Genomic DNA, 20345 nt, shown 5'->3' with positions numbered 1-20345 from the left:
ATCGAATAGCTTTGCGGCAAACGGCGTTTTTACCAACGCGCCGCCCGAATGTTTTGTTCCCCCTCGCCGTTCCACTATAATGGCAACCTATATCCTTCTAAAAAATAACACCATGCCAACCGACAACCGCCCGACTCTTGCCATCGACACCAGCACATCCTTTCTGTCCATCGCATTGGAACATCAAGGCGAAATCTGCCTGTTTCACGAAAACGTCGGCACCAAGCAATCCGAACAAATCCTGCCGCAAATCGAACGCCTCTTCAAAGAAGCGGGCATCACGGCCGCCGATTTGGGCTGCATCGTTTATGCACAAGGCCCCGGCGCATTTACCGGCCTGCGTATCGGCGCGGCGGTTGCACAAGGTCTGGCCACGCCGTTTGACACGCCCATGATCGGCATTCCCTGCCTCGACGCTGCCGCTTCACTGCTGCCGCCATCAAGCTGCGTACTGGCGGCCACCGATGCGCGTATGGGCGAAGTGTTCTACGCATGGTTTGATACGCAAAACCACGTCCGCTTGAGCGATTACACGGTTGGCAAAGCCGCCGCCATTAACGCGCCCGAAGGCAAAACGCCTAGCGGCGGCATCGGCAATGCCTTTGCCCTCGCCGACAAACCGCCTTTTGACGGTCAAGCCGATATGCCGACCGCCGCCGACTATCTCAAACTTGCCCGCAGCGGCCGCTATCTTGCTACTGACGCGGCGCACGCCGAGCTGCTCTACGTCCGCAACAAAATTGCCCTGACCGCGCAAGAGCAAGCCCAACAAAAGGCCAAACCGTGAACCTGCGCCCAGCCTTACTTGCCGACTGCCCCACCCTTGCCTCCATCGACGCACAAGGCAATCCTTCGCCGTGGACGGCGCAGCAGTTTGAATCGGCGGTTCAACACCATCCCGACAGCGTTTGGCTCAGCCAGACTGACCACCAAATTACCGGCTTTATCGTATGGCAAACCGTGTTTGACGAATCCGAGCTGCACCTGATTGCCGTCGCGCCCGAATACCGCCGCCAAGGCATTGCGTCCGCCCTGCTGCAACACTGGCAAAACGCAGTGCAACAGCAAGGCGCAACCCGATTATTATTGGAAGTCCGCGCAAGCAATGAAACCGCGCAACAGCTCTACCGAAAACACGGCTTCCAAACCTGCGGCCGCCGCAAAAACTACTACGCCCTGCCCGACGGTGGCAGCGAAGATGCCGTATTGATGGAGAAATCATGTTAAGCAGCCGCTACCTGCACCTGCACGAAGCCTTGGGCTTGGGCCCGATGTGGCTGAACCGAAACGCCAAAATCATCCATGCCGTGCCCCAAGCCGCAGCCGCGCCCGTCCGCCCCAAAACCATTGCCGCCGATACCGCGCAAGCCGTGCGCACTTTATCCGCAGGCTCCCATCAGGCACGCACCGCCGCCATTGCCACTGCGCAAACGGCCAAACCTGCTGTCCGCGTTCCCGAAGCGACGCCCAAAGCCATGGCCGAAACACCGGCAAAAACAGAAAAAGCCGCGCATTCAGACAATCTGCCCCGTCTTGACGTAACCATCAGGCCGTCTGAAATCATGGTGGTCAGCATTTGTCCGTCCACCGAAGACAGCCTGCACGGCACGCTCTTTAGCGGCGACGTCGGCACGCTTCTCGACAACATCCTCGCCGCCATCGGCCTCAAACCCGAGCAGGCGCACAAAACCGCATGGGTCAAAACCGCGCCCGTGTTCACCGCCCTGCCCGATGCCGAACACATCCGCTCCGAGCTTGCCGAAATGCAAAACGAGCTGACCGCATCGCAAGCGCGCGCAGTCTTGTTTCTCGGCAAAATCTTCGACAGCCCCGACATGATCGGACTGATGAACGAATTGTGCGGGAAGCGGCCGCATTTCGTCATTCCCCACCCCGCCCGCCTGCTGATGCAGCCGCAACTCAAAGCGCAGGCATGGCAAATCTTAAAGCCATTGAAACAGCTTTTGGCCAAGGCCGTCTGAACATTCTGTTCAACCTAAAATCAGGTTTTCCACCAATAAAAAAGGGCGTGTTCGACACGCCCTAATGTTTATCAATATTCCGCCGAATGCCAGAAAGGCTGGCCCACCGTCGGCGTACTGGCGCGCGCTTTCTCACGCGCCTCCACAGGTTCCGCCTCATAAGCCAGACGGCCCGACTCGACCGCAAGCGCAAAAGCACGTGCCATATTGACCGGATCGCCGCTGCGGGAAACGGCGGTATTCAGCAACACGCCGTCAAAGCCCCATTCCATCACTTGTGCCGCCTGCGAAGGCAAACCCAAACCGGCATCAATAATCAACGGCGTGTCGGGCAGGCGTTTGCGCAGGACTTTCAGCGCATAAGCATGAACCGCGCCCAAACCCGTGCCAATCGGCGCCGCCCACGGCATCAACGCCTGACAGCCTGCGTCGAGCAGGCGGCGGCAGGCAATCAGGTCTTCAGTGCAATAAGGCAGCACTTTGAAGCCGTCTTTAATCAGGATTTCCGCCGCTTCGACAAGCTGGAACACATCGGGCTGCAACGTGTCATCATCGCCGATAAGTTCAAGCTTGATCCAATCGGTATCAAACACTTCGCGTGCCATTTGCGCAGTAGTCACGGCTTCCTGCACGCTTTGACAGCCTGCTGTATTGGGCAACACAGGCACACCCATTTCTTCCAACAACGACCAAAAACCCTGCCCGTGCGCTTCGCCGCCGCTGCCGGCACGGCGCAATGAAACGGTAATCATCGCCGGTCGCGCGATTTGGACAGACTGCTTGAGGATTTCCGGCGTCGGATAAGCAGCCGTACCGAGCAGCAGCCGTGAAGAGAAAGTTTCTCCATATAGGGTAAACATGATGGATTCCTTTGTAATATTATTTTTGGGGCAATAGCCTTCTGAAAAATCGGTTTAGATAGTTTCCAAATAATTTTCAAGTCCTTCGGCGACCTTGGTCGGAATAAACTCGGTAATCGTGTATTTCGCCACGCCTTCTCGGTGAAACGGGTCTTCTGCAATTAACTTTTCCACCTGCTCCCTACCTGATGCTTTCATCAGGATAACGCCGCCCGTCCGCGGCTGTTTGCGTCCAGACATCACAAATACACCTGCTTGATAATACCGTTCGAGATACGCAATATGCTCGGCCAGGTAGGTTTCAACCGCAGCCAAGTCTTTCATATATTCCAACGATGCGATAAACATTTCTTTTCCTTTTCTCAGCATTAAACCAATAGCGCAGCTATACACGCAGTAAAACCGCTTATCCGCCGACTACCGGGCGCACAATGTCCACTTTATCGTTTTCGTTCAAAACCGTTTCCGCATACGCGCCTTTGGCGACAAATTGGGTATTGACGGCAACGGCAAACGGTTTTTGCGGCGCGGTTTGGGCGATAAGGTCGGCAACGGTTGTGCCGTTTAATGTGATGGCTTCATTGTTTAATATGATCTTCATGATGTTTGCTCCTCTTGTCAGACTTCTTATTTTCAGACGGCCTTATTCATTCCACAAAGCCTGAAATGCTTTAACCACCGCTTCGGGATTTTCCGCTTCGGTCACGGCGCGGACGACGGCAAGTGAGGAAACGCCTGTTGCCAGCACATCTTCGGCGTTGTTCAAATCGATGCCGCCGATGGCGACGACGGGCGTGCCGCGTGCCTGTCTGACGTATTCGCGCAGTTTATCCAAACCTTGCGGGGCGGTCAGCATTTGCTTGGTCGTGGTCGGGAAAATCGCGCCGCTGGCGACATAGCTGGGGTATACGGACAAGGCGCGGTCGAGTTCGGCAACGGAATGGGTGCTCAAGCCCAAGCGCAAACCGGCAGCTTCAATCGCGGCTAGGTCGGCAGTGTCCATGTCTTCCTGCCCGAGATGCACGCCGTATGCACCTGCGGCAATCGCTTCGCGCCAGTGGTCGTTGATGAAAAGCTGGGTTGCACTGTTTTGACAGGCTACGACGCAACGTTCGATTTCGCGTTTCAACTCGTCACCATGCAGGGTTTTACAGCGCAGTTGCACCGTGTCGGCACCTGCTTTGACCATGCGCTCGACCCAGTCAGCAGTGGGAACAACGGCGTAAAATTTCAGGGGAGATTTGAGTGGCGGGAAGGTCATAACGGCTCCGAAAGGAATAATTCGTTGTTATATTATCAGAAAAGGCCGTCTGAATAATATTTGTTTTCAGACGGCCTGATTGAAAAAATGAATATTGCCCTATTCGGCTTTGGCTTTATAAAAATATGAACATACTGATGGGTTATCAAAATGAGTGCCATATTGGCGCCCCACATTCGGAGACCCAACCCATGAAAAAAATTTCTCTTGTTAGCCGCCCTTCCCTTACTGTTTACCACTTATTCAAATGCCGCCACGCCTAAAGCGGAAGCTTCAAAACCAGCTTCGGCACACAAACAAACCAAGCAGCGTTTTTCCGGCAAAATCACCGGCTATCAAACCGCCGAGCATTTGTTCTCCGTACGCAAGGGCGACCGCCTGCGCATCAGTAAAACCGGCAGCCCTAACGCCTATTTCAACGTATGGGCACCCAAAGACGATGAAGCCGTATTTAACGGTTCGGCACAAGGCGATAAATTTGACGGTATCGCTACCCAATCGGGCAAATATAAAGTGCAGGTCTATATGATGCGCGCCCAAGCCCGCCGTAACACTACTGCCCATTACGCCGTAAACGTCATCAAAAACTAAGGGGCTGACGTAGATTAGCCCTAAATTCCACACCAATCTCGCAGGATTTTAAGCTGTTGAGACGGTGTGCCGAAGTTAAATCGAAATTCGCATTCTTTCAAGAACAGCGGGAAAGATTTGCGATCGATTCCGTTGTATTTTCGCAAGAAACGTTTTGCCTGATTCCAAAAATTCTCAATGCCGTTAATGTGGTTCTGACGGTCGACAAATTCCTTGGAATGGTTGATGCGGTAATGGATAAAACCGCTCACGTCCAACTTATCATAGCTGCTCAGGCTATCCGTGTAAACAATGCTGTCCGGCATGATTTTCTTTTTGATGACAGGGAATAACGTTTCAGACTTGGCATTATCCACCACAACGGTATAGACCCGTCCGTTGCGTTTCAGAATGCCGAAGACAACCACTTTTCCTGCCGCACCTCGACCACGTCTGCCTTTACGCTGTCCGCCGAAATAGCTTTCGTCCAGCTCGACAGAGCCCTCGAAAACCTCATCGGCAGCCAAGGCCAAATGATGGATGATGACATACATATTTTGCGGTAGAATAGAGTTATTTATCCTGCGACTAGGTAGAAGGCGCGGAAAGTCCGGCAGAACTGGTCAGCCTGATTGAAAGCGGCGACTACGAAGCCCTGCTTGCCGAAGATCCGGACGAACATGGCCAAGGCCACGAACATCATTGCGGCTGCGGCTGTTCCCTCGGCTGAGTCAGCCTGCCCATATTATCTACCGCCTCGATTTTCATATTAAAAGGAGACTTACCAGCATGATAAGCAAAGCAAAATTCAATACCGTTGTCGGCAGCATAGGAGCGGCAATAGGTATTTTCGTATTTGTCGCCTATATCCCCCAAATTATCGCCAATATGCAAGGGGCAAAGGCGCAGCCGTGGCAACCCCTGTTTGCAGCAGTATCCTGTCTGATTTGGGTTTTGTACGGTTGGAGCAAAGAACCCCGGAAAGACTGGATTCTGATTATACCCAACGCAGTCGGCGTGATATTGGGATTTCTGACTTTTCTGACTTCGCTTTAAACAAGGGGCTAATCTACGTCAGCCCCAAAACTAAACGCCCTCATGATGTAAAGCTTTAAAAAACAGCAAAGGCCGTCTGAAAATTGAAATTTCAGACGGCCTTTTAAACGGTTTGAAAAGGACGTATCGAACACGTCTTTTTTTTCCTATTACAACAGGAACATGGTTGCTAATCCCAAGAAAATCAGGAAGCCGCCGGAGTCGGTAACCGCGGTAATCAGCACCGAGCTGCCCAATGCCGGGTCGCGTCCGGCTTTGTCCATCATGACGGGAATGAGGACGCCGACGGTCGCGGCCAGCAAAAGGTTCAAGGTCATCGCGGCCACCATGACCAAACCGATGCCGATGTTGCCGTAGAGCAGCCATGAAATCACGCCCATTACCGTGCCCCAAATAATGCCGTTGACGAGGGCGACGCCGACTTCTTTTTTCAGCAGGCGGCCTGCCTGCGTACTGGTCATTTGTCCCATTGCCATGGCGCGGACGATCATGGTGATGGTTTGGTTGCCGGAGTTGCCGCCGATGCCGGCGACGATGGGCATCAGCGCAGCCAGTGCGACGATTTTCTCGATACTGCCTTCAAATGCGCCAATTACGCGGCTGGCGATAAAGGCGGTACACAGGTTGATGGCAAGCCACATCCAGCGGTTTTTCACCGAGTCCCAAATCGGGGCGAACAAGTCCTCTTCTTCTTGCAAACCGGCCATGTTAAACATGTCGGCTTCGGATTCTTCACGGATCACGTCCACCATTTCGTCAATGGTGATCCTGCCGATCAGCTTTTTGTTTTCATCGACAACCGGCGCGGTGACCAAGTCATAACGTTCAAACGCCTGTGCCGCTTCTTCCACGTCGTCTTCGGGACGGAAGCGCACGACATCGGTGGCCATCACGTCCGCCACCATGTCTTCGGGGTCGGCGACCAAGAGTTTGCGGATGGGCAGCACGCCTTGCAACACGTCGTTTTCATCGACCACGAAAATCTTGTCGGTATGGTCGGGCAGGCTGTCGAAACGGCGCAAGTAGCGCAACACGACTTCACACGCCACATCGGCGCGGATGCTGACCAATTCAAAGTCCATAATCGCGCCGACTTGGTTATCTTCGTAAGACATCGCCGCTTTGACCTGCTCGCGTTCTTCTTCATCACGCGTTTGCAGCGCTTCGTACACCACTTGGTGCGGCAGGTCGTCTGCCAGTTCTGCCAATTCGTCTGCGTCCAAATCATCGACGGCGGCCAACAGCTCGTCTTTGTCCATGGACTCGATCAGCGTTTCGCGTACGGCGTCGGATACTTCCAGCAAGACTTCGCCGTCGTCTTCAGGGGCGACCAAAAGCCAGACGATGTTACGCTCGCGCGGCGGCAGGGATTCCAAGACGGCGGCCACGTCGGCAGGGTGCAACTCGGCCAAGAGGACGGTCAGCTCGGTGAACTTGTCACGCAGGCTTTCGTCTTCAATCGGCACGCCTGCTTCGATTTGTTCAAAGGACGGCTCGAGGATTTCACATAAGACGTGGATGCGGTCGATATCGTCAGAGATGCGATCATCAGAAATGCGGTCTTCTACCACATCATTGTCGGGGGTATTGTCGAGATTCGGAGGGGTTTGTTCGATGCTCATAAATGCTCCGCCCGCCGGACGCGGGAAGGCATTTCGGCGGGATGATTATTGTTGTTGTGTATCAGATGGGAAGTTCAAAGGCGAACTGGGAAGGTCCATAATTCGAGCCTGCTGAGAGGCGCAGAGTTGTAAACGGTGCATATTCTACTCTTTTTTAGGCCGTTTTACCATTTTTAACGGGAAAGGCCGTCTGAAACCGGGTGATAACGACACCCTTTTTTTCAGACGGCCTGATGATTTGATTTTATTTGTTTCGCCTGCCGAACGCTTCCCTGACCACGTCCAACCAAGCCCTTAAGGCCGGCGTCGGGCGTTGGTGTTTTTTCCATGCCATGGTGAGCTGCCAGCGGATCTCGGGGTCGACCAAAGGAATGGCGGCAAAGACATCGGGATTGATTTTTCGGGCATAGTATTCGGGCAGTAGGGCAATGCCCATATTGTGCGCCACCATGTCGGCGACCAAATTCCATTGTCCGGTACGGCAGACAACGTTGGGCGTAAAACCTTGATTGCGGCAGGCCGTCTGAATGGTTTCGTTGAGGGAAAACCCTGCACCGAACAGGATGAAGGGCTCGTGTTGCAGGCTTTTGAGCGTCAGCGCAGCGTGTCTCGCCCGATTTTTCGGCATCAAAACCACCAACGGATAGTCGCATAAAGTAATGCTGTCGAAGTCTTCGTGAACCGGCGCAAGCAGCTGCCCGGCATCGAGTTCGTTGTTGCGCAGGGATTGCTCGATGGCGAGTGAGCCTTGTTCCAAAAACGACAATTCGATGTCCGGCCATTTGTGGTGGAAATCAAACAAAGCCTGCCCGAGCAAATCGCTGCCGAACAAGGCCAAACCCAAACGCAGCGTCCCGCTTTTGACATGGCGGTAATCGTCAATGCGCGCAAGTAATAAATCGCGTTCGTGCAAAAGGTTTAAAGCGTGGCGATAGACTTCTTCGCCGATTGCGGTCGGCTGCACCTGCCGCTTTTTGCGTCCGTTTTCTTTGCACAAAAGCGGCACGCCCAATTCTTCTTCCAAAGCCTGAATGATTTTGCTGACCGTCGGCTGCGTCAAATTCAACGCTGAAGCCGTGGCCGAAAAACTTTGCAGGCGGATGAGTTCGGCAAAACAATACAGGCTTTTGAAATCCATTATTCCTCTAAGGCATGATTATTCGTTTAATAATTCATATTATGCAGAAACCAGGTTTCTATAATCAAGCCTTTCATTCAACACACACCCATATCATGGATTCCTTCACCAGATTTTTTCAGACGGCCTTGCAGCTTGCCATTATCGGCGCAGTATGGGGCGTCTCCGACCTTATCGTCCGCTTCACGCATCTGCCTATTTCTTCAGGCGTATTGGGCTTGTTCCTCATGCTCGCCCTTTTGGGGCTCGGCATCATCCGCCCGGGCATGGTTGACCGCGGCGCAAAATGGGCATTGGGCGAACTCGTCTTTTTCTTCATCCCCATCATGGTTTCCGTCTTGCAATATCAAGACCTGCTGATGTCCGAAGGCTGGCAGCTGATTTTGACCATCGCCGTCGGTACCGCGCTCGTGATGATCAGCACCGCCCTGACCCTCGATTTCTGCTACCGCTGGAAACGCCGCCTCTACAAAAAACTCCACTCCTAAAAATAGAGAATAAAAATGGACTACACCGCCCTTGCCTGCTTCATCTGGACTTGCTTTGCCTATGTCGTTGCCAAAAAAATCCACCGCAAAAAACCCTTAATGATTTTCTCCCCCGTCGTTACCGTCTCCGTCAGCACCATCCTCCTGCTGCTGGCATTCGGCATCAATTACGACACCTACCACAAATATACCCAAGGCATCGTCTTCCTGCTCACTCCGGTTACCGTTGCCTTTGCCGTCCCCATTTATGAAAACCGCGAAGTCATCCGCCACCAGCTGCCCATCCTCTCCATCGCCATTATGGTGGGTATGTTTGTCGGCGTAGTCAGCGCATTCCTCATGAGCCATATGTTCCACTTCAACAACGAAGTGACCAACAGCCTGATGGCGCGTTCTATCTCCACGCCGTTTGCCGTCGTCCTCGCCAGCGAAATCCACGGCTCCGCTTCGCTCGTTTCCCTGTTCACCATCATCACCGGCTTTGTCGGCATGATATTCGGCGACCTGTTTTTGGCCTTTACCCGCATCCGTTTCCACACTGCCAACGGCGTGGCATTCGGCAATGCCGCCCACGGCTTCGGCACATCGCGCGCCGGACAACGCCACGAAACCGAAGGCGTCATGGCGAGTCTGACCATGATTTTGGCCGGACTGTTTATGGTATTGTTTGGACCAACCATGGTGCATTTGGTAATTTGGATGATGAGTTAGGCTTCGTCCCGATGACCATACACAAAAAGGCCGTCTGAAACACATATCGGTTTCAGACGGCCTTTTATATTATGGAACGATTACAGTTTAAAAATAGAAGCCTCTGCTAAATCATGAATGGTATCCAACGCAGATGAACCTGTACCATTGCTTGAATAGGTCGCATTGTCTGAGGAAAGACCGGCAGAAGAATCAAGAGGATCAGCCTCACCAAACACACGGCTCAAAAGTTCATCGCCATCAAAAGCTTTGGATTCCAATATCGGCTTCGCGGCCGGTTGTGCAGGCTCAAAACCTTCCCACTCACGCGGATCAAGGCGGATGATATGGTCATCATCATAACCGTCATTAGGACCTTTGCCTTCCCCTGAAAAAGTACCGTCCCACTCGCGCGGATCGAGGCGGATAACAAAATCTTCAGAATCACTTTCTTTACTTGGTTGATGTACTTTAGCCATGAAATTCTCCTTAACAAATAAACGGATACTGTACCTAATGCCTCATAAAAGGCATTGCGGACTTTATTCTAGAATAAAGAAAACAGTGGGCAAAGATTGAAGGGAACAACGGTTTATTAACACGATAATCGGATTTAAATCTTTTTAAAACAAATAGATATAATTTATACATCATACCCGGTCATCCATTATCAAAAATCTCGCCCATGCCGTCCACCAAGATGATTCACCCTCTTCCGTCCCCTTGCTATGCGGCAAAAAGGCCGTCTGAAAAATGACTTTCAGACGGCCCTTTCATTTGCTCAAGTCTTATTCTTTAGGCAGGCGCAGGACGGAGACGATGAATCCGCCCCAAATGACAATCAGTGCGACAAGCATCATGACAATAGCTGAAGTGCTCATTATTCTTCTCCTTCACGTTCGTGTTCATGTTCGTCTTTGACGTTGAAGCCCTGACCGTGTTTCCACGGCAAGAACGACAGCAAGACCGACAATACGAGGATGGCGCCCACCATACCCCAACCGAAGATATTGAGGAAGCTGTCAGGATAACCGCTGTAATTCTCTTTTAAGAGGCCGGCAGTATCCTGATAAAGCATATAGCCGAGCATAGCAACGGTAACCACCACGCTGGCGGTCCACACTTTGCCGACACGGATGGAAGACAGCGCGTTCAAGTGATTACGCAGTTCCGGCAGCTTGTTCAACAAGACAATCGCCAAAACGTAAACAAAACCGGAAGCCACAATGCCGTAAGTATTGATGAATTTGTCCAACACGTCCAACACAGGCAGGCCGGTGGTCGTACCGAACAGCAAGGTGGAAATAATCGCCATGGGAACGCCTGCAATCATCGTTGCGCTGACACGGCCGATGTTCATTTTGTCTTGAATTGCGGCCACAATCACTTCAACGATGGAAATCATAGAAGTTACCCCCGCAAACACCAGCGAGCCGAAGAACAACACGCCGATCAACGCACCCATAGGGGCTTGGTTGATGATGGTCGGGAACGCAATAAACGCCAAACCGATACCGTTGGATGCCACTTCGCTGACTTCTTTGCCTGCGGCTTGAGCCATAAAGCCCAATGCGGCAAATACGCCGATACCGGCGAGCAACTCAAAGCTGCTGTTGGCAAAGCCGACAACCAAGCCAGTGCCGCCCAAGTCGGTTTTTTTCTTCAGGTAAGAAGAATAAGTAATCATGATGCCGAAGCAGATGGAGAGCGAGAAGAAGATCTGGCCATATGCGGCTACCCAGACTTTCGGATCCGCCAAGCGGCTCCAATCAGGCGTAAACAAAGCGTCCAAACCTTTTGCCGCACCCGGCAGGGTCAGGGCGATGCCCACCATGATGACAAACATCACTACCAACAAAGGCATGAAGAATGTGGACGCACCGGCTACGCCTTTTTGCACGCCTAAAGCCATAATCGCCAGCGTAAACACCCAAACGGCAATCAGTGGGCCGGCCACTTTGCCGACAAAATCCAAGCCCAAGTCTTTGGCATCGGCCATTTGCAGGAAGTCTTTGAAGAAGAATGCCTGCGGATCCGTACCCCATGCCGAAGTCAAAGAATAATAGGCATAGCTTGCCGCCCAGCCGACAATCACGGCGTAGTAGATACAGATGATGACGTTGGTCAGGAAGTTCCACCAACCCACCGGCTCAAACCAACGGCCGAGGCGGCGGAAGGCCAAAGGAGGCGAACCGCGGTAACGGTGGCCGATGGCGTAGTCGAGCAGCAACAGCGGAATACCTGCCGTCAACAGCGCAACCAAGTAAGGGAGGACGAAAGCACCGCCGCCGTTGTCGAAGGCGATGTAAGGGAAACGCCAAATGTTGCCTAAGCCCACGGCCGAGCCGATGGCGGCAAACATAAAGGCACGGCGACTGCTAAACGTCGCGCGTTCGCTGGATTGAGAATTTGACACAATGAACCTCTTAAAAATCGAGTGTCGTCAAGGCCTCCCGGCCTTGCGCGTATATATTTAGGAATCAGGTCGGACAAACCGGCCGGTTAAAATAGATATTCGGACAAGGATAATATCCGGTATTTAAAGAATGCACCGCTTATGGCCATGCAAACATAATCTGACCTTATCGTAAAAAAATTTAACACTGTTGGCAAGTCAGTATTGCATTAAAATCGCAAGGAAAATCTTCATGCACTACGACTAAAATCTTCATACACTTCTTTATATACAAGCCAAACGCAACACCTAAGCCCCGTTTTTCCCTCCCTTCCCACTGACAACCGCCCTCGCCGCAAACCGCCTTTCCCTTATCCCGTAAGGAAAAGCGGCAACCCAACGCATTCAAATCCCCCGTCATCAAAATGTTTCAGACGGCCTGTTTTCCTTCCGTCCAATCCGGGCCGTCTGAAAATTTCACTGTTGCATGTTGTAATCAAGAAACCGTCCCAAAATTCCGTTTAATATAAACAAAAACAATCCGCCTTTTCCCGTTTTCTTCATTACCATGATTTAAAACAGACATGAAACACCAAAAAATGGAATTAATAAAAATAAAATTTCAGAAAATATTAAATAACATTAAATTTAAACCTGTATTTCTACTCTAATCATCTACAATCAAAAATAATCAAACCAAAAAATTTCAATAAAACATTAATTACACAACACTACATTTTTGCTATAATTGCCGCCATTCAATCCACAACCCAAACCCAAAAGAAGAGGAAAAGCCATGGGTATCAAAGTTGCCATCAACGGTTACGGCCGCATCGGCCGCCAAGTAGTGCGCGCTATTTTCGACTACAAACTGCAAGACCAACTCGACATCGTTGCCATCAACGCCAGCGGCAGCATCGAGACCAACGCCCACCTGACCAAATTTGACACTGTTCACGGCCGCTTTGACGCCGATGTTTCCCATGATGAAAAACACCTCATCATCAACGGTAAAAAAATCCCTTACTTCTCCACCCGCAATCCTGCCGAATTGCCATGGGGCGAATTGGGCGTTGACCTGGTCATGGAATGTACCGGCGCGTTCACCAGCAAAGAGAAAGCCAAAATCCACTTGGAAAGCGGCGCGAAAAAAGTGCTGATTTCCGCTCCCGGCGGCGATGACGTTGACGCAACCATCGTTTACGGCGTAAACGACGACGTGATTACCGACGACATGACCGTTATCTCCAACGCGTCTTGTACCACCAACTGCCTGGCACCTGTGGCCAAAGTGTTGAACGAAAACATCGGTATCGTAAACGGCGTGATGACCACCATCCACGCGCTGACCAACGACCAAACCGTAACCGACGTACGCCACAAAGACCTGCGCCGTGCGCGTAGCGGCGTGGAAAACATGATTCCGACCAAAACCGGCGCGGCAAAAGCCGTCGGCTTGGTATTGCCTGCCCTGAAAGGCAAACTCGACGGCCTCGCCATCCGCGTACCGACCGTCAACGTTTCCCTGGTTGACCTGAGCTTCCAAGCAAGCCGCGAGACTTCTGTCGAAGAAATCAATGCGCTGATGAAAGCCGCTTCCGAAGAAGGCCGTCTGAAAGGCGTATTGGCCTACAATACCCTACCACTGGTTTCCATGGACTTCAACCACACTACCCAAGCCAGCACATTTGACTCTACGCTGACCAAAGTCACCGCAGGCAAAATGGTTAAAGTGTTCGCATGGTACGACAACGAGTGGGGCTTCAGCTGCCAAATGCTGAACACCGCGCGCCGTATGTTCGGTTTGGAAGTACGTCCGTTCTAATCGGCTTCTAACACAAAGGCCGTCTGAAACATCTTTTCAGACGGCCTTTTGTATTTCCTTTAAAATATCGCATTCCCATTTATTTTCAGACGGCCTCTTCATGTTTCCCAACGAATCCGCCCCCAACCTCCTGCAAGGCTTAAACCCCGAACAACTCTCCGCCGTAACCTGGCCGCCGCAATCCGCCCTCGTTCTGGCAGGCGCAGGCAGCGGCAAAACGCGCGTACTGACCACGCGCATCGCATGGCTTTTGCAAACCGGTCAGGCAAGTGTGCACAGCATTATGGCGGTAACGTTTACCAACAAAGCCGCCAAAGAAATGCAAACCCGTTTGGGCGCAATGATTCCCGTCAACGTCCGCGCCATGTGGCTTGGCACGTTCCACGGCCTCTGCCACCGCTTTTTGCGCCTGCACCACCGCGATGCCGGTTTGCCGTCTTCCTTTCAAATCCTCGACAGCGGCGACCAGCTTTCCCTGATCAAACGCCTGCTCAAAAGCCTCAACATCGCCGAAGAAATCATCGCGCCGCGTTCGTTGCAAGGCTTTATCAACGCGCAAAAAGAATCCGGCTTGCGCGCTTCCGTCTTGAGCGCGCCCGACCCGCACACGCGCCGCATGATTGAGTGCTACGCCGAATACGACAAAATCTGCCAACGCGAAGGCGTGGTCGATTTTGCCGAACTCATGCTGCGCAGCTACGAAATGCTGCAAAACAACGAAATCCTGCGCCAACACTATCAAAACCGCTTCAATCACATTCTGGTCGACGAGTTCCAAGACACCAACAAGCTGCAATACGCCTGGCTGAAACTGATTGCCGGCAACAATGCTGCCGTCTTTGCCGTCGGCGACGACGACCAAAGCATCTACCGGTTCCGCGGCGCAAACGTCGGCAACATGACCGCGCTGATGGAAGAATTCCACATCGACGCGCCCGTCAAACTCGAACAAAACTACCGCTCCGTCGGCAACATCCTCGCCGCCGCCAACGCCGTCATCGAAAACAACGACGAACGCCTCGGCAAAAACCTGCGCACCGACGCCGAAGCTGGCGACAAAATCCGCTACTACTCCGCCTTTACCGACCTCGAAGAAGCCCAATTCATCGTGGACGAAACCAAAGCCCTCGAACGCGAAGGCTGGGATTTGGACGAAATCGCCGTCCTCTACCGCAGCAACGCCCAATCCCGCGTTATCGAACAAAGCCTGTTCCGCAGCGGCATCCCCTACAAAATCTACGGCGGCTTGCGCTTTTACGAACGCCAAGAAATCAAACACGCCCTCGCCTACCTGCGCCTCGCCGTCAACCCCGACGACGACAACGCCCTCTTGCGCGTGATTAACTTCCCACCGCGCGGCATCGGCGCACGCAGCATCGAAAACCTTCAGACGGCCTCAAACGAACAAGGCATCACCCTCTGGCAGGCAGCCTGCAACGCCGGCGCAAAAGCCACCAAAATCGCCGCCTTCGTCCGCCTGATTGAAGCCCTGCGCAACCAAGTCGGACAACTGCCCCTGTCCGAAATCATCGTCGGCATCCTCAAAGACAGCGGCCTGACCGAACACTACCGAACCCAAAAAGGCGACAACCAAGACCGTCTCGACAACCTCGACGAACTCGTCAACGCCGCCATCGAGTTCAAACCCGAAGACAGCAACTTTGAAACCCTGCCTGAAAACATTTCAGACGACCCCGCCTTCCCCATCCTCGCCTTTCTAAGCAACGCCGCCCTCGAATCCGGCGAAAACCAAGCAGGCGCAGGTGAAAAAGCCGTCCAACTGATGACCGTCCACGCCTCCAAAGGCTTGGAATTCAACGCCGTCTTCCTCACCGGCATGGAAGAAGGCCGCTTCCCCAGCGAAATGAGCCTCGCCGAACGCGGCGGCCTCGAAGAAGAACGCCGCCTCATGTACGTCGCCATCACCCGCGCCCGCAAACGCCTCTACATCACCATGGCACAACAACGCATGTTGCACGGACAAACCCAATTCGGCATCGTCTCCCGCTTCGTCGAAGAAATCCCACCCGAAGTATTGCACTACCTATCCGTCAAAAAACCCGCCTACGACAGCTACGGCAATACACGCCCAACTACCGTACAACGGGACAAAATCATCGATGACTTCAAACAGCCGCAAACCTACGCAGGCTTCCGCATCGGCCAAAACGTCCGCCACGCCAAATTCGGCACCGGCGTCATCATCGATGCCGTGGACAAAGGCGAATCCGCCCGACTGACCATCAACTTCGGCAAACAGGGCGTGAAAGAGCTGGACACCAAGTTTGCAAAATTGGAAGAGATGTAGAAATTAGAATGCTTGGAATGATAAAGGCCGTCTGAAAACGTTTTAGCTCAAAATTGCTATCCGTTTTCAGACGGCCTTTGTTACATTCAAACCACTTTTAAATCATACCTTCATATTAAATAACAATCGCAAATCAAGGCATTTAGCTGCTGAAGGTATCTTTCTTCTTCGTCAAAACATATTGATAAACTTCTTCTACCGTAGCCTCGTCATAGCTTTTGCCAAAGCGTTTTTTGTAGCCCAGTTCGTATAGTTTCACATGATGCCCTTCCGGGATTTCGACGCCCACATTTTCCAAACACGATTTGGCACAATGCAGATGACAGCCGTCAATAACCAACATCGGCCGTCCGGACTGCGCTTTGCGAACCAACGGCGCGACTTTGCCGCCCACACCGGAAATGCACGACATTTCAAATTCTCCGGCATGGTCGAGCGCTACGGCAGTGTTATTGGCCAGCTGCGCCACATCGGAGCATCCGGAACAAGAATAAATCAAGGGAAGCTCATTACGGTTGGGCATTTTCTATTTCCTTCGGTAGCGGTTTTTATCTTTATGTGTCCACCCATGGTCAGTCTGTCGAGTGCATCATGCGTGGTATGCAGACCCATTTTCTTTTTTTCAGACGGCCTACGGCTTATCCATTTATATATTAAAAGGCATCATAACTCAATACGATTAGACATTCTAGAACAAAGCAGATTGCACCTTCTAAAAAATAAAGGCCGTCTGAAAACAGATAACGCTGCTTTTTCAGACGGCCTTTTTATTTGAGATTAATGATTAGGCTTTAGATTCGCCATCATTCTCTGCTTTGGGCGGAACAGGGGCAAACCAGCCGACCAGAAGCAGCAGCAGGCCGACGATGATGAAGGAGGCAATGCGCTCGATACCGCCGCTGTTGGAAAGCTCGATCAGGAAGAGTTTGACGACCACGATGCCCATCAGCGTCGCGCCTGTCATCCAGTAGGAGCGCTGTTTGCGGCGGTTGCCGAGTACCATCAAGATGATGGCGGTTACTGCCCAAACGACGGAGAGGCTGGCTTGCAGGCCGAAGGATTGGAGCATGATGTCGAGACGCCAAGTGATGCCGTCGTAGAAATGCCATACGCGCATCACGCCTGCGCTGATCAGCATAAATGCCAAGGCGGAAACTGTGGTTGCCGTGGTACGGCGAAGGTCGGGCGGTAAGGCTTCAGGCAGGGATTTCAGTGCAAACCAAAGCATGCCGGCGCTGGCGAGTTCCACCGGATTGAGCACGGGAACATACGGCAACGGCGAAGGTTGGAACGGCGTGGAGAAGTTGGTCCACAGCATCCAACAGGCAGCCGCAAGGGCGCACAACGGCATAGCAAAATGCTGATAAATGGCTTGATGCCGTCTGAAAAATTCGCGTTGGCGCTGCGTATGGAAAACAATCCACATCGCCAAAGGCACAACCAGCCATGAGAGCTGCGACCAAACGCCGGAGAGGAGGCCGCCGACATACAGCGCCGTCCAAAGCGTCCAAAGTACGCCGAGTATTGTGATATTGAGTTTGTGCAACCAAATCAGATCATGGCGCGGATAGTTGTTCAAAATAATGAAGTTCAACACGGTGGCGGCCACAAGCGGCAAGGCTGCGGCGGCTGTCCATGCGTGTTCGGTATGGTAGAAGACGAAATGCATGGCAAACACGGGCAGGAATGCCAAGTTTGCCTGCAGCAACTCTTCCCATTTCAAACGTTTTGCAAACAGCAGCAAGCCGGCAAATATCGGCCACATCCACAACTCGATAAACAGGGTTTCCTCGCCTGTCCATTGCATATAAAGGGCGTAGCTGCCTGTTGCCAACGCAGTAAGCAGGATGATCCAGCCTGAAATCTGCGCAAAGTAAACCTCGTTTCCTTCCGGCTTTTCGCTTGCAACCGGCATACGCGGATATTGCAGCGCGTAGGCAGCCGCAAACAGCAAAGGCGTAGCGGCAATAAGGTACAGATGGCTCAGGAAGCCTTGGGATTCATAAATAATACCGGCTTGCAGCAACAGGGCGAACAATACATTGCCCAAGACAAATGTGATAAATACATTCGGCTCATGTTTGCGCCGGCAGAATGCCCACGCCGCCGCCAAAGCGGAGAGAGCGACAATGCTGCCTTGGTCGGCCAAGAAGAGCAAAGGCAAAATAGAGATGTACAGCAAGGCGGCAGACAAGACGGCCGTCTGAACGGATTTTTCCCATTGCGCCGAACCTTCGCGACGCGAGAAATACCACAGCAAGTAAATCGCCGCTCCGCCAAGCAACACCACAACCGTTGTAAACCACTGCCCTTCCAGAACGGTATCCGTGCCGAAGCCCTGATAATTGCCCAGCTGAATCAGTGCCGCCAAGAGATAAACCATCAGCGCACCCAAACGGATATGCGGACGCTGTTGGCGCAAACCGAAGAAATAAACCAATGCGGATTCAGCACTCCACAAAATGACCGTATTGCTCGGTTCAAAATAAAGCGGAACGGCAATCGTGAGGAACAACACCGCCAACGCAAAAAACGCCTGACGCAAAATATACAGCCCCTGCTGGCGTTTCAGCAGCAGCGCGGCCAGTGCGTAAACAGCGGCAAAACCCAATGCGGAAAGCGCATCCGCAGACGGCCAATGCTCCACCATGCGGTATTGCAGGCCGAACGCCGCCGCCATCGTGCCAAACAATAAAGTATGGTCGAGGACATGCACGCGCAGGCCGTGTGTATAAATACTCTTGCCGATTTCTTCCAAAGTCGCATTGTCTGCAATCGGCGTAACGCTGTCTTCGCTGTTTTCCGTCAGCTTACGGCGTGCGAACAGATAAGCGATAAAGGTATAGAGCAGCCAGTGGTAAATCAGGAAAGGCTCGGTAGTGGCGAAATGTTGCGGCGTATAACTTCGCATGCCCCACAACGCAGCAATCGCAAAAGTAGCGGCAAAACCCGTCAGATTCAGCGGACGCCATGCCTTAAACCAAGCAATCGCGGCCACACCGCCGTTGAGCAGGGCAAGATAAGAAAACAGCACCAAATAATTGCCGCTGCCGTCTGAAGTCAGCAAAGGCGCGGCCATACCGCCGATTAAAGCAACCTGCGCCATAATTTGCGCATTCTGCCTTACCGCCAGCCACGCCATCAGCACAACCATCGTCACCATCAGCCCGAACACGACCGACACAGGCAGCAGCGGATGCAGTTTCAACGCTGCCAAGGCCGTTAAATACATCACCGCCACGCCGAAACCCTGCAACACCAAGCCATATTCACGCTTACGGCTTTGCAGCTTCCAGCCGCCGACCACCGCCGCCAAACCCGCGCCTGCCACAGTCAGATAACGCAGCTCCACCGGCACATGAACCCGCTCAGAGGCATAGCGCAAGAGGAACGCCAAGCCGAGGAACAGCACCACAATACCGGTTTTCAACAACGGATTGCCGCGCAAGAACCAAGCAACAATCGGATTGTCGGAAAACTTATACTCTCCGCCTTCCACCTTATCTTTATGGATAACGAATTGACGCGATTGGCGCTTCTTCGCTTTCAGACGGCATCGAAGCAACAACAGCCTCTTCCTTAGACTGCTCTTCTTGTTCAGCAGCAACCGGAGCAACCGCCTCGACAACTTCTTCCACAACAGGCTCAGACGAAGCAGCAGCCTTGGCAGAAACAGGATCAATAGGTATAGAAAAAGAAGGGGCAAACGCCTCTTCAATCTTATGCTTAACCGGCGCAGCTTCCGCTTCAACCCGAACATGAAGCGGCTCTGAGGCCGTCTGAACATCGGCAACAGGCAAAGCCTCAAGCCCCTGCCCTACCTTCGCCTCATCACGGATAGCCTCATGCTCCAACACCGACAAACGCCGTTTCAGCAGCTCGATTTCCTGCTCCAGCTTCTGCATCCTGTCGCCTGCCGTAGCAGATTCAGCCAAACGCTCTTCTTGGCGTTGTTTGGCGATTGACCAAGCAACCAGCCAAAACAACGACCCAATAATGACGCCCGTGGCCATCTCATCAAGAAAATAGCCGATAATAATAGGAATAAGCAGGCCGAAAAACTGCATGAAACACCTGTTTGATAACAATAAGAATATGCCGATTGTAACACCGGCAACATTATTCATGAAAAAAAGAGATAAAAGGCCGC

19 protein-coding genes and 2 pseudogenes are annotated in these 20345 nt (G+C 52.5%); 9 read left to right on the top strand and 12 right to left on the bottom strand.

Going from position 1 to position 20345, the window contains the following annotated elements:
* Positions 1 to 79 precede the first annotated feature (79 nt).
* The 3 genes from tsaB to O3681_RS06765 are packed head-to-tail and all read left to right on the top strand — an operon-like array spanning position 80 to position 1982.
* Positions 80 to 787: a tRNA (adenosine(37)-N6)-threonylcarbamoyltransferase complex dimerization subunit type 1 TsaB gene (gene tsaB, locus O3681_RS06775; protein ID WP_371459711.1), complete on the top strand. Its 708-nt coding sequence runs from the start codon at positions 80 to 82 to the stop codon at positions 785 to 787.
* Entirely contained in the window at positions 784 to 1227 is a 444-nt protein-coding gene (gene rimI / locus O3681_RS06770; protein ID WP_371459584.1) for a ribosomal protein S18-alanine N-acetyltransferase, read from the top strand. The genes tsaB and rimI overlap by 4 nt, the downstream gene beginning before the upstream one ends.
* Positions 1221 to 1982, top strand: a complete 762-nt coding sequence (locus tag O3681_RS06765) for a uracil-DNA glycosylase family protein (protein WP_371459583.1) — start codon at positions 1221 to 1223, stop codon at positions 1980 to 1982. Before rimI ends, O3681_RS06765 begins: the two co-directional genes overlap by 7 nt.
* A gap of 71 nt (positions 1983 to 2053) precedes the next feature.
* Here the strand turns inward: O3681_RS06765 and O3681_RS06760 are convergent, their stop codons facing one another.
* The 4 genes from O3681_RS06760 to thiE are packed head-to-tail and all read right to left on the bottom strand — an operon-like array spanning position 2054 to position 4103.
* A complete protein-coding gene (locus tag O3681_RS06760; RefSeq protein WP_371459582.1) occupies positions 2054 to 2842 on the bottom strand; it encodes a thiazole synthase in 789 nt (262 codons plus the stop codon).
* A gap of 54 nt (positions 2843 to 2896) precedes the next feature.
* On the bottom strand, positions 2897 to 3190 hold the full coding sequence (locus tag O3681_RS06755) for a YciI family protein (protein ID WP_371459581.1): 294 nt from the start codon (positions 3188 to 3190) through the stop codon (positions 2897 to 2899).
* Between the two features lie 58 nt (positions 3191 to 3248).
* Positions 3249 to 3443 carry a sulfur carrier protein ThiS gene (gene thiS, locus O3681_RS06750; RefSeq protein WP_004518965.1) on the bottom strand — a complete coding sequence of 65 codons (195 nt, stop codon included), beginning with the start codon at positions 3441 to 3443 and terminating at the stop codon, positions 3249 to 3251.
* A gap of 42 nt (positions 3444 to 3485) precedes the next feature.
* Entirely contained in the window at positions 3486 to 4103 is a 618-nt protein-coding gene (gene thiE / locus O3681_RS06745) for a thiamine phosphate synthase (RefSeq protein ID WP_371459580.1), read from the bottom strand.
* A gap of 207 nt (positions 4104 to 4310) precedes the next feature.
* Between thiE and O3681_RS06740 the strand changes: the two genes are divergently transcribed.
* The gene (locus O3681_RS06740; RefSeq protein WP_004518967.1) at positions 4311 to 4694 is read left to right on the top strand and encodes a hypothetical protein; all 384 of its coding nucleotides are present in this window, start codon (positions 4311 to 4313) and stop codon (positions 4692 to 4694) included.
* Between the two features lie 20 nt (positions 4695 to 4714).
* On the opposite strand, the pseudogene O3681_RS06735 reads toward O3681_RS06740, so the two are convergent.
* Positions 4715 to 5244, bottom strand: a pseudogene (locus tag O3681_RS06735) (IS1595 family transposase); the annotation flags it as partial.
* A gap of 218 nt (positions 5245 to 5462) precedes the next feature.
* On the opposite strand from O3681_RS06735, the gene O3681_RS06730 reads away from it, so the two are divergent.
* Positions 5463 to 5729, top strand: a complete 267-nt coding sequence (locus O3681_RS06730; RefSeq protein WP_004518970.1) for a SemiSWEET family transporter — start codon at positions 5463 to 5465, stop codon at positions 5727 to 5729.
* 149 nt (positions 5730 to 5878) lie between these two features.
* On the opposite strand, the gene mgtE is transcribed toward O3681_RS06730, so the two are convergent.
* Entirely contained in the window at positions 5879 to 7351 is a 1473-nt protein-coding gene (mgtE, locus tag O3681_RS06725) for a magnesium transporter (RefSeq protein ID WP_371459579.1), read from the bottom strand.
* Between the two features lie 244 nt (positions 7352 to 7595).
* Complete coding sequence (locus O3681_RS06720) at positions 7596 to 8489, bottom strand: LysR family transcriptional regulator (RefSeq protein ID WP_371459578.1); 894 nt, start codon at positions 8487 to 8489, stop codon at positions 7596 to 7598.
* A 14-nt stretch (positions 8490 to 8503) separates the two neighbouring features.
* Between O3681_RS06720 and O3681_RS06715 the strand changes: the two genes are divergently transcribed.
* Positions 8504 to 8977 (top strand): CidA/LrgA family protein, encoded by a 474-nt coding sequence (locus O3681_RS06715; protein ID WP_250615074.1) that lies wholly within the window; start codon positions 8504 to 8506, stop codon positions 8975 to 8977.
* Positions 8978 to 8992: 15 nt separating this feature from the next.
* A complete protein-coding gene (locus tag O3681_RS06710; protein WP_314458775.1) occupies positions 8993 to 9688 on the top strand; it encodes an LrgB family protein in 696 nt (231 codons plus the stop codon).
* Between the two features lie 80 nt (positions 9689 to 9768).
* On the opposite strand, the gene O3681_RS06705 is transcribed toward O3681_RS06710, so the two are convergent.
* The 3 genes from O3681_RS06705 to O3681_RS06695 form a co-directional block, all read right to left on the bottom strand.
* A complete protein-coding gene (locus tag O3681_RS06705; RefSeq protein WP_036493933.1) occupies positions 9769 to 10146 on the bottom strand; it encodes a hypothetical protein in 378 nt (125 codons plus the stop codon).
* Between the two features lie 309 nt (positions 10147 to 10455).
* On the bottom strand, positions 10456 to 10548 hold the full coding sequence (locus O3681_RS06700; protein WP_036493939.1) for a methionine/alanine import family NSS transporter small subunit: 93 nt from the start codon (positions 10546 to 10548) through the stop codon (positions 10456 to 10458).
* Positions 10548 to 12083: a sodium-dependent transporter gene (locus tag O3681_RS06695; RefSeq protein ID WP_371459577.1), complete on the bottom strand. Its 1536-nt coding sequence runs from the start codon at positions 12081 to 12083 to the stop codon at positions 10548 to 10550. Before O3681_RS06695 ends, O3681_RS06700 begins: the two co-directional genes overlap by 1 nt.
* A 775-nt stretch (positions 12084 to 12858) precedes the next feature.
* On the opposite strand from O3681_RS06695, the gene gap reads away from it, so the two are divergent.
* Complete coding sequence (gap, locus tag O3681_RS06690; protein WP_371459576.1) at positions 12859 to 13887, top strand: type I glyceraldehyde-3-phosphate dehydrogenase; 1029 nt, start codon at positions 12859 to 12861, stop codon at positions 13885 to 13887.
* 100 nt (positions 13888 to 13987) lie between these two features.
* Positions 13988 to 16195, top strand: coding sequence for a DNA helicase II (gene uvrD / locus O3681_RS06685; RefSeq protein ID WP_371459575.1), 2208 nt, complete (start codon positions 13988 to 13990; stop codon positions 16193 to 16195).
* A 142-nt stretch (positions 16196 to 16337) separates the two neighbouring features.
* Here uvrD and O3681_RS06680 read toward each other — a convergent pair whose 3' ends face one another.
* On the bottom strand, positions 16338 to 16718 hold the full coding sequence (locus tag O3681_RS06680; protein WP_036493928.1) for a putative zinc-binding protein: 381 nt from the start codon (positions 16716 to 16718) through the stop codon (positions 16338 to 16340).
* Between the two features lie 261 nt (positions 16719 to 16979).
* Positions 16980 to 20322, bottom strand: a pseudogene (locus O3681_RS06675) (DUF2339 domain-containing protein).
* Between the last annotated feature and the right edge of the window lie 23 nt (positions 20323 to 20345).

The sequence above is a fragment of the Neisseria sp. 27098_8_158 genome (genome assembly GCF_041433145.1).
In the GTDB taxonomy this organism is placed as follows: Bacteria; Pseudomonadota; Gammaproteobacteria; order Burkholderiales; family Neisseriaceae; genus Neisseria; species Neisseria subflava_E.
The sequence above is the reverse complement of the archived record's forward strand: the minus strand, read 5'-3'. Positions and strand labels throughout refer to the sequence as shown.

Excerpts from the sequence above, each read along its gene's own strand:
- tsaB (WP_371459711.1), top strand. The coding sequence starts at position 80 with ATGGCAACCTATATCCTTCTAAAAAATAACACCATGCCAACCGACAAC.
- O3681_RS06765 (WP_371459583.1), top strand. The coding sequence starts at position 1,221 with ATGTTAAGCAGCCGCTACCTGCACCTGCACGAAGCCTTGGGCTTGGGC.
- O3681_RS06760 (WP_371459582.1), bottom strand. The coding sequence starts at position 2,842 with ATGTTTACCCTATATGGAGAAACTTTCTCTTCACGGCTGCTGCTCGGT.
- O3681_RS06755 (WP_371459581.1), bottom strand. The coding sequence starts at position 3,190 with ATGTTTATCGCATCGTTGGAATATATGAAAGACTTGGCTGCGGTTGAA.
- thiS (WP_004518965.1), bottom strand. The coding sequence starts at position 3,443 with ATGAAGATCATATTAAACAATGAAGCCATCACATTAAACGGCACAACC.
- thiE (WP_371459580.1), bottom strand. The coding sequence starts at position 4,103 with ATGACCTTCCCGCCACTCAAATCTCCCCTGAAATTTTACGCCGTTGTT.
- O3681_RS06730 (WP_004518970.1), top strand. The coding sequence starts at position 5,463 with ATGATAAGCAAAGCAAAATTCAATACCGTTGTCGGCAGCATAGGAGCG.
- mgtE (WP_371459579.1), bottom strand. The coding sequence starts at position 7,351 with ATGAGCATCGAACAAACCCCTCCGAATCTCGACAATACCCCCGACAAT.
- O3681_RS06720 (WP_371459578.1), bottom strand. The coding sequence starts at position 8,489 with ATGGATTTCAAAAGCCTGTATTGTTTTGCCGAACTCATCCGCCTGCAA.
- O3681_RS06715 (WP_250615074.1), top strand. The coding sequence starts at position 8,504 with ATGATTATTCGTTTAATAATTCATATTATGCAGAAACCAGGTTTCTAT.
- O3681_RS06710 (WP_314458775.1), top strand. The coding sequence starts at position 8,993 with ATGGACTACACCGCCCTTGCCTGCTTCATCTGGACTTGCTTTGCCTAT.
- O3681_RS06705 (WP_036493933.1), bottom strand. The coding sequence starts at position 10,146 with ATGGCTAAAGTACATCAACCAAGTAAAGAAAGTGATTCTGAAGATTTT.
- O3681_RS06700 (WP_036493939.1), bottom strand. The coding sequence starts at position 10,548 with ATGAGCACTTCAGCTATTGTCATGATGCTTGTCGCACTGATTGTCATT.
- gap (WP_371459576.1), top strand. The coding sequence starts at position 12,859 with ATGGGTATCAAAGTTGCCATCAACGGTTACGGCCGCATCGGCCGCCAA.
- uvrD (WP_371459575.1), top strand. The coding sequence starts at position 13,988 with ATGTTTCCCAACGAATCCGCCCCCAACCTCCTGCAAGGCTTAAACCCC.
- O3681_RS06680 (WP_036493928.1), bottom strand. The coding sequence starts at position 16,718 with ATGCCCAACCGTAATGAGCTTCCCTTGATTTATTCTTGTTCCGGATGC.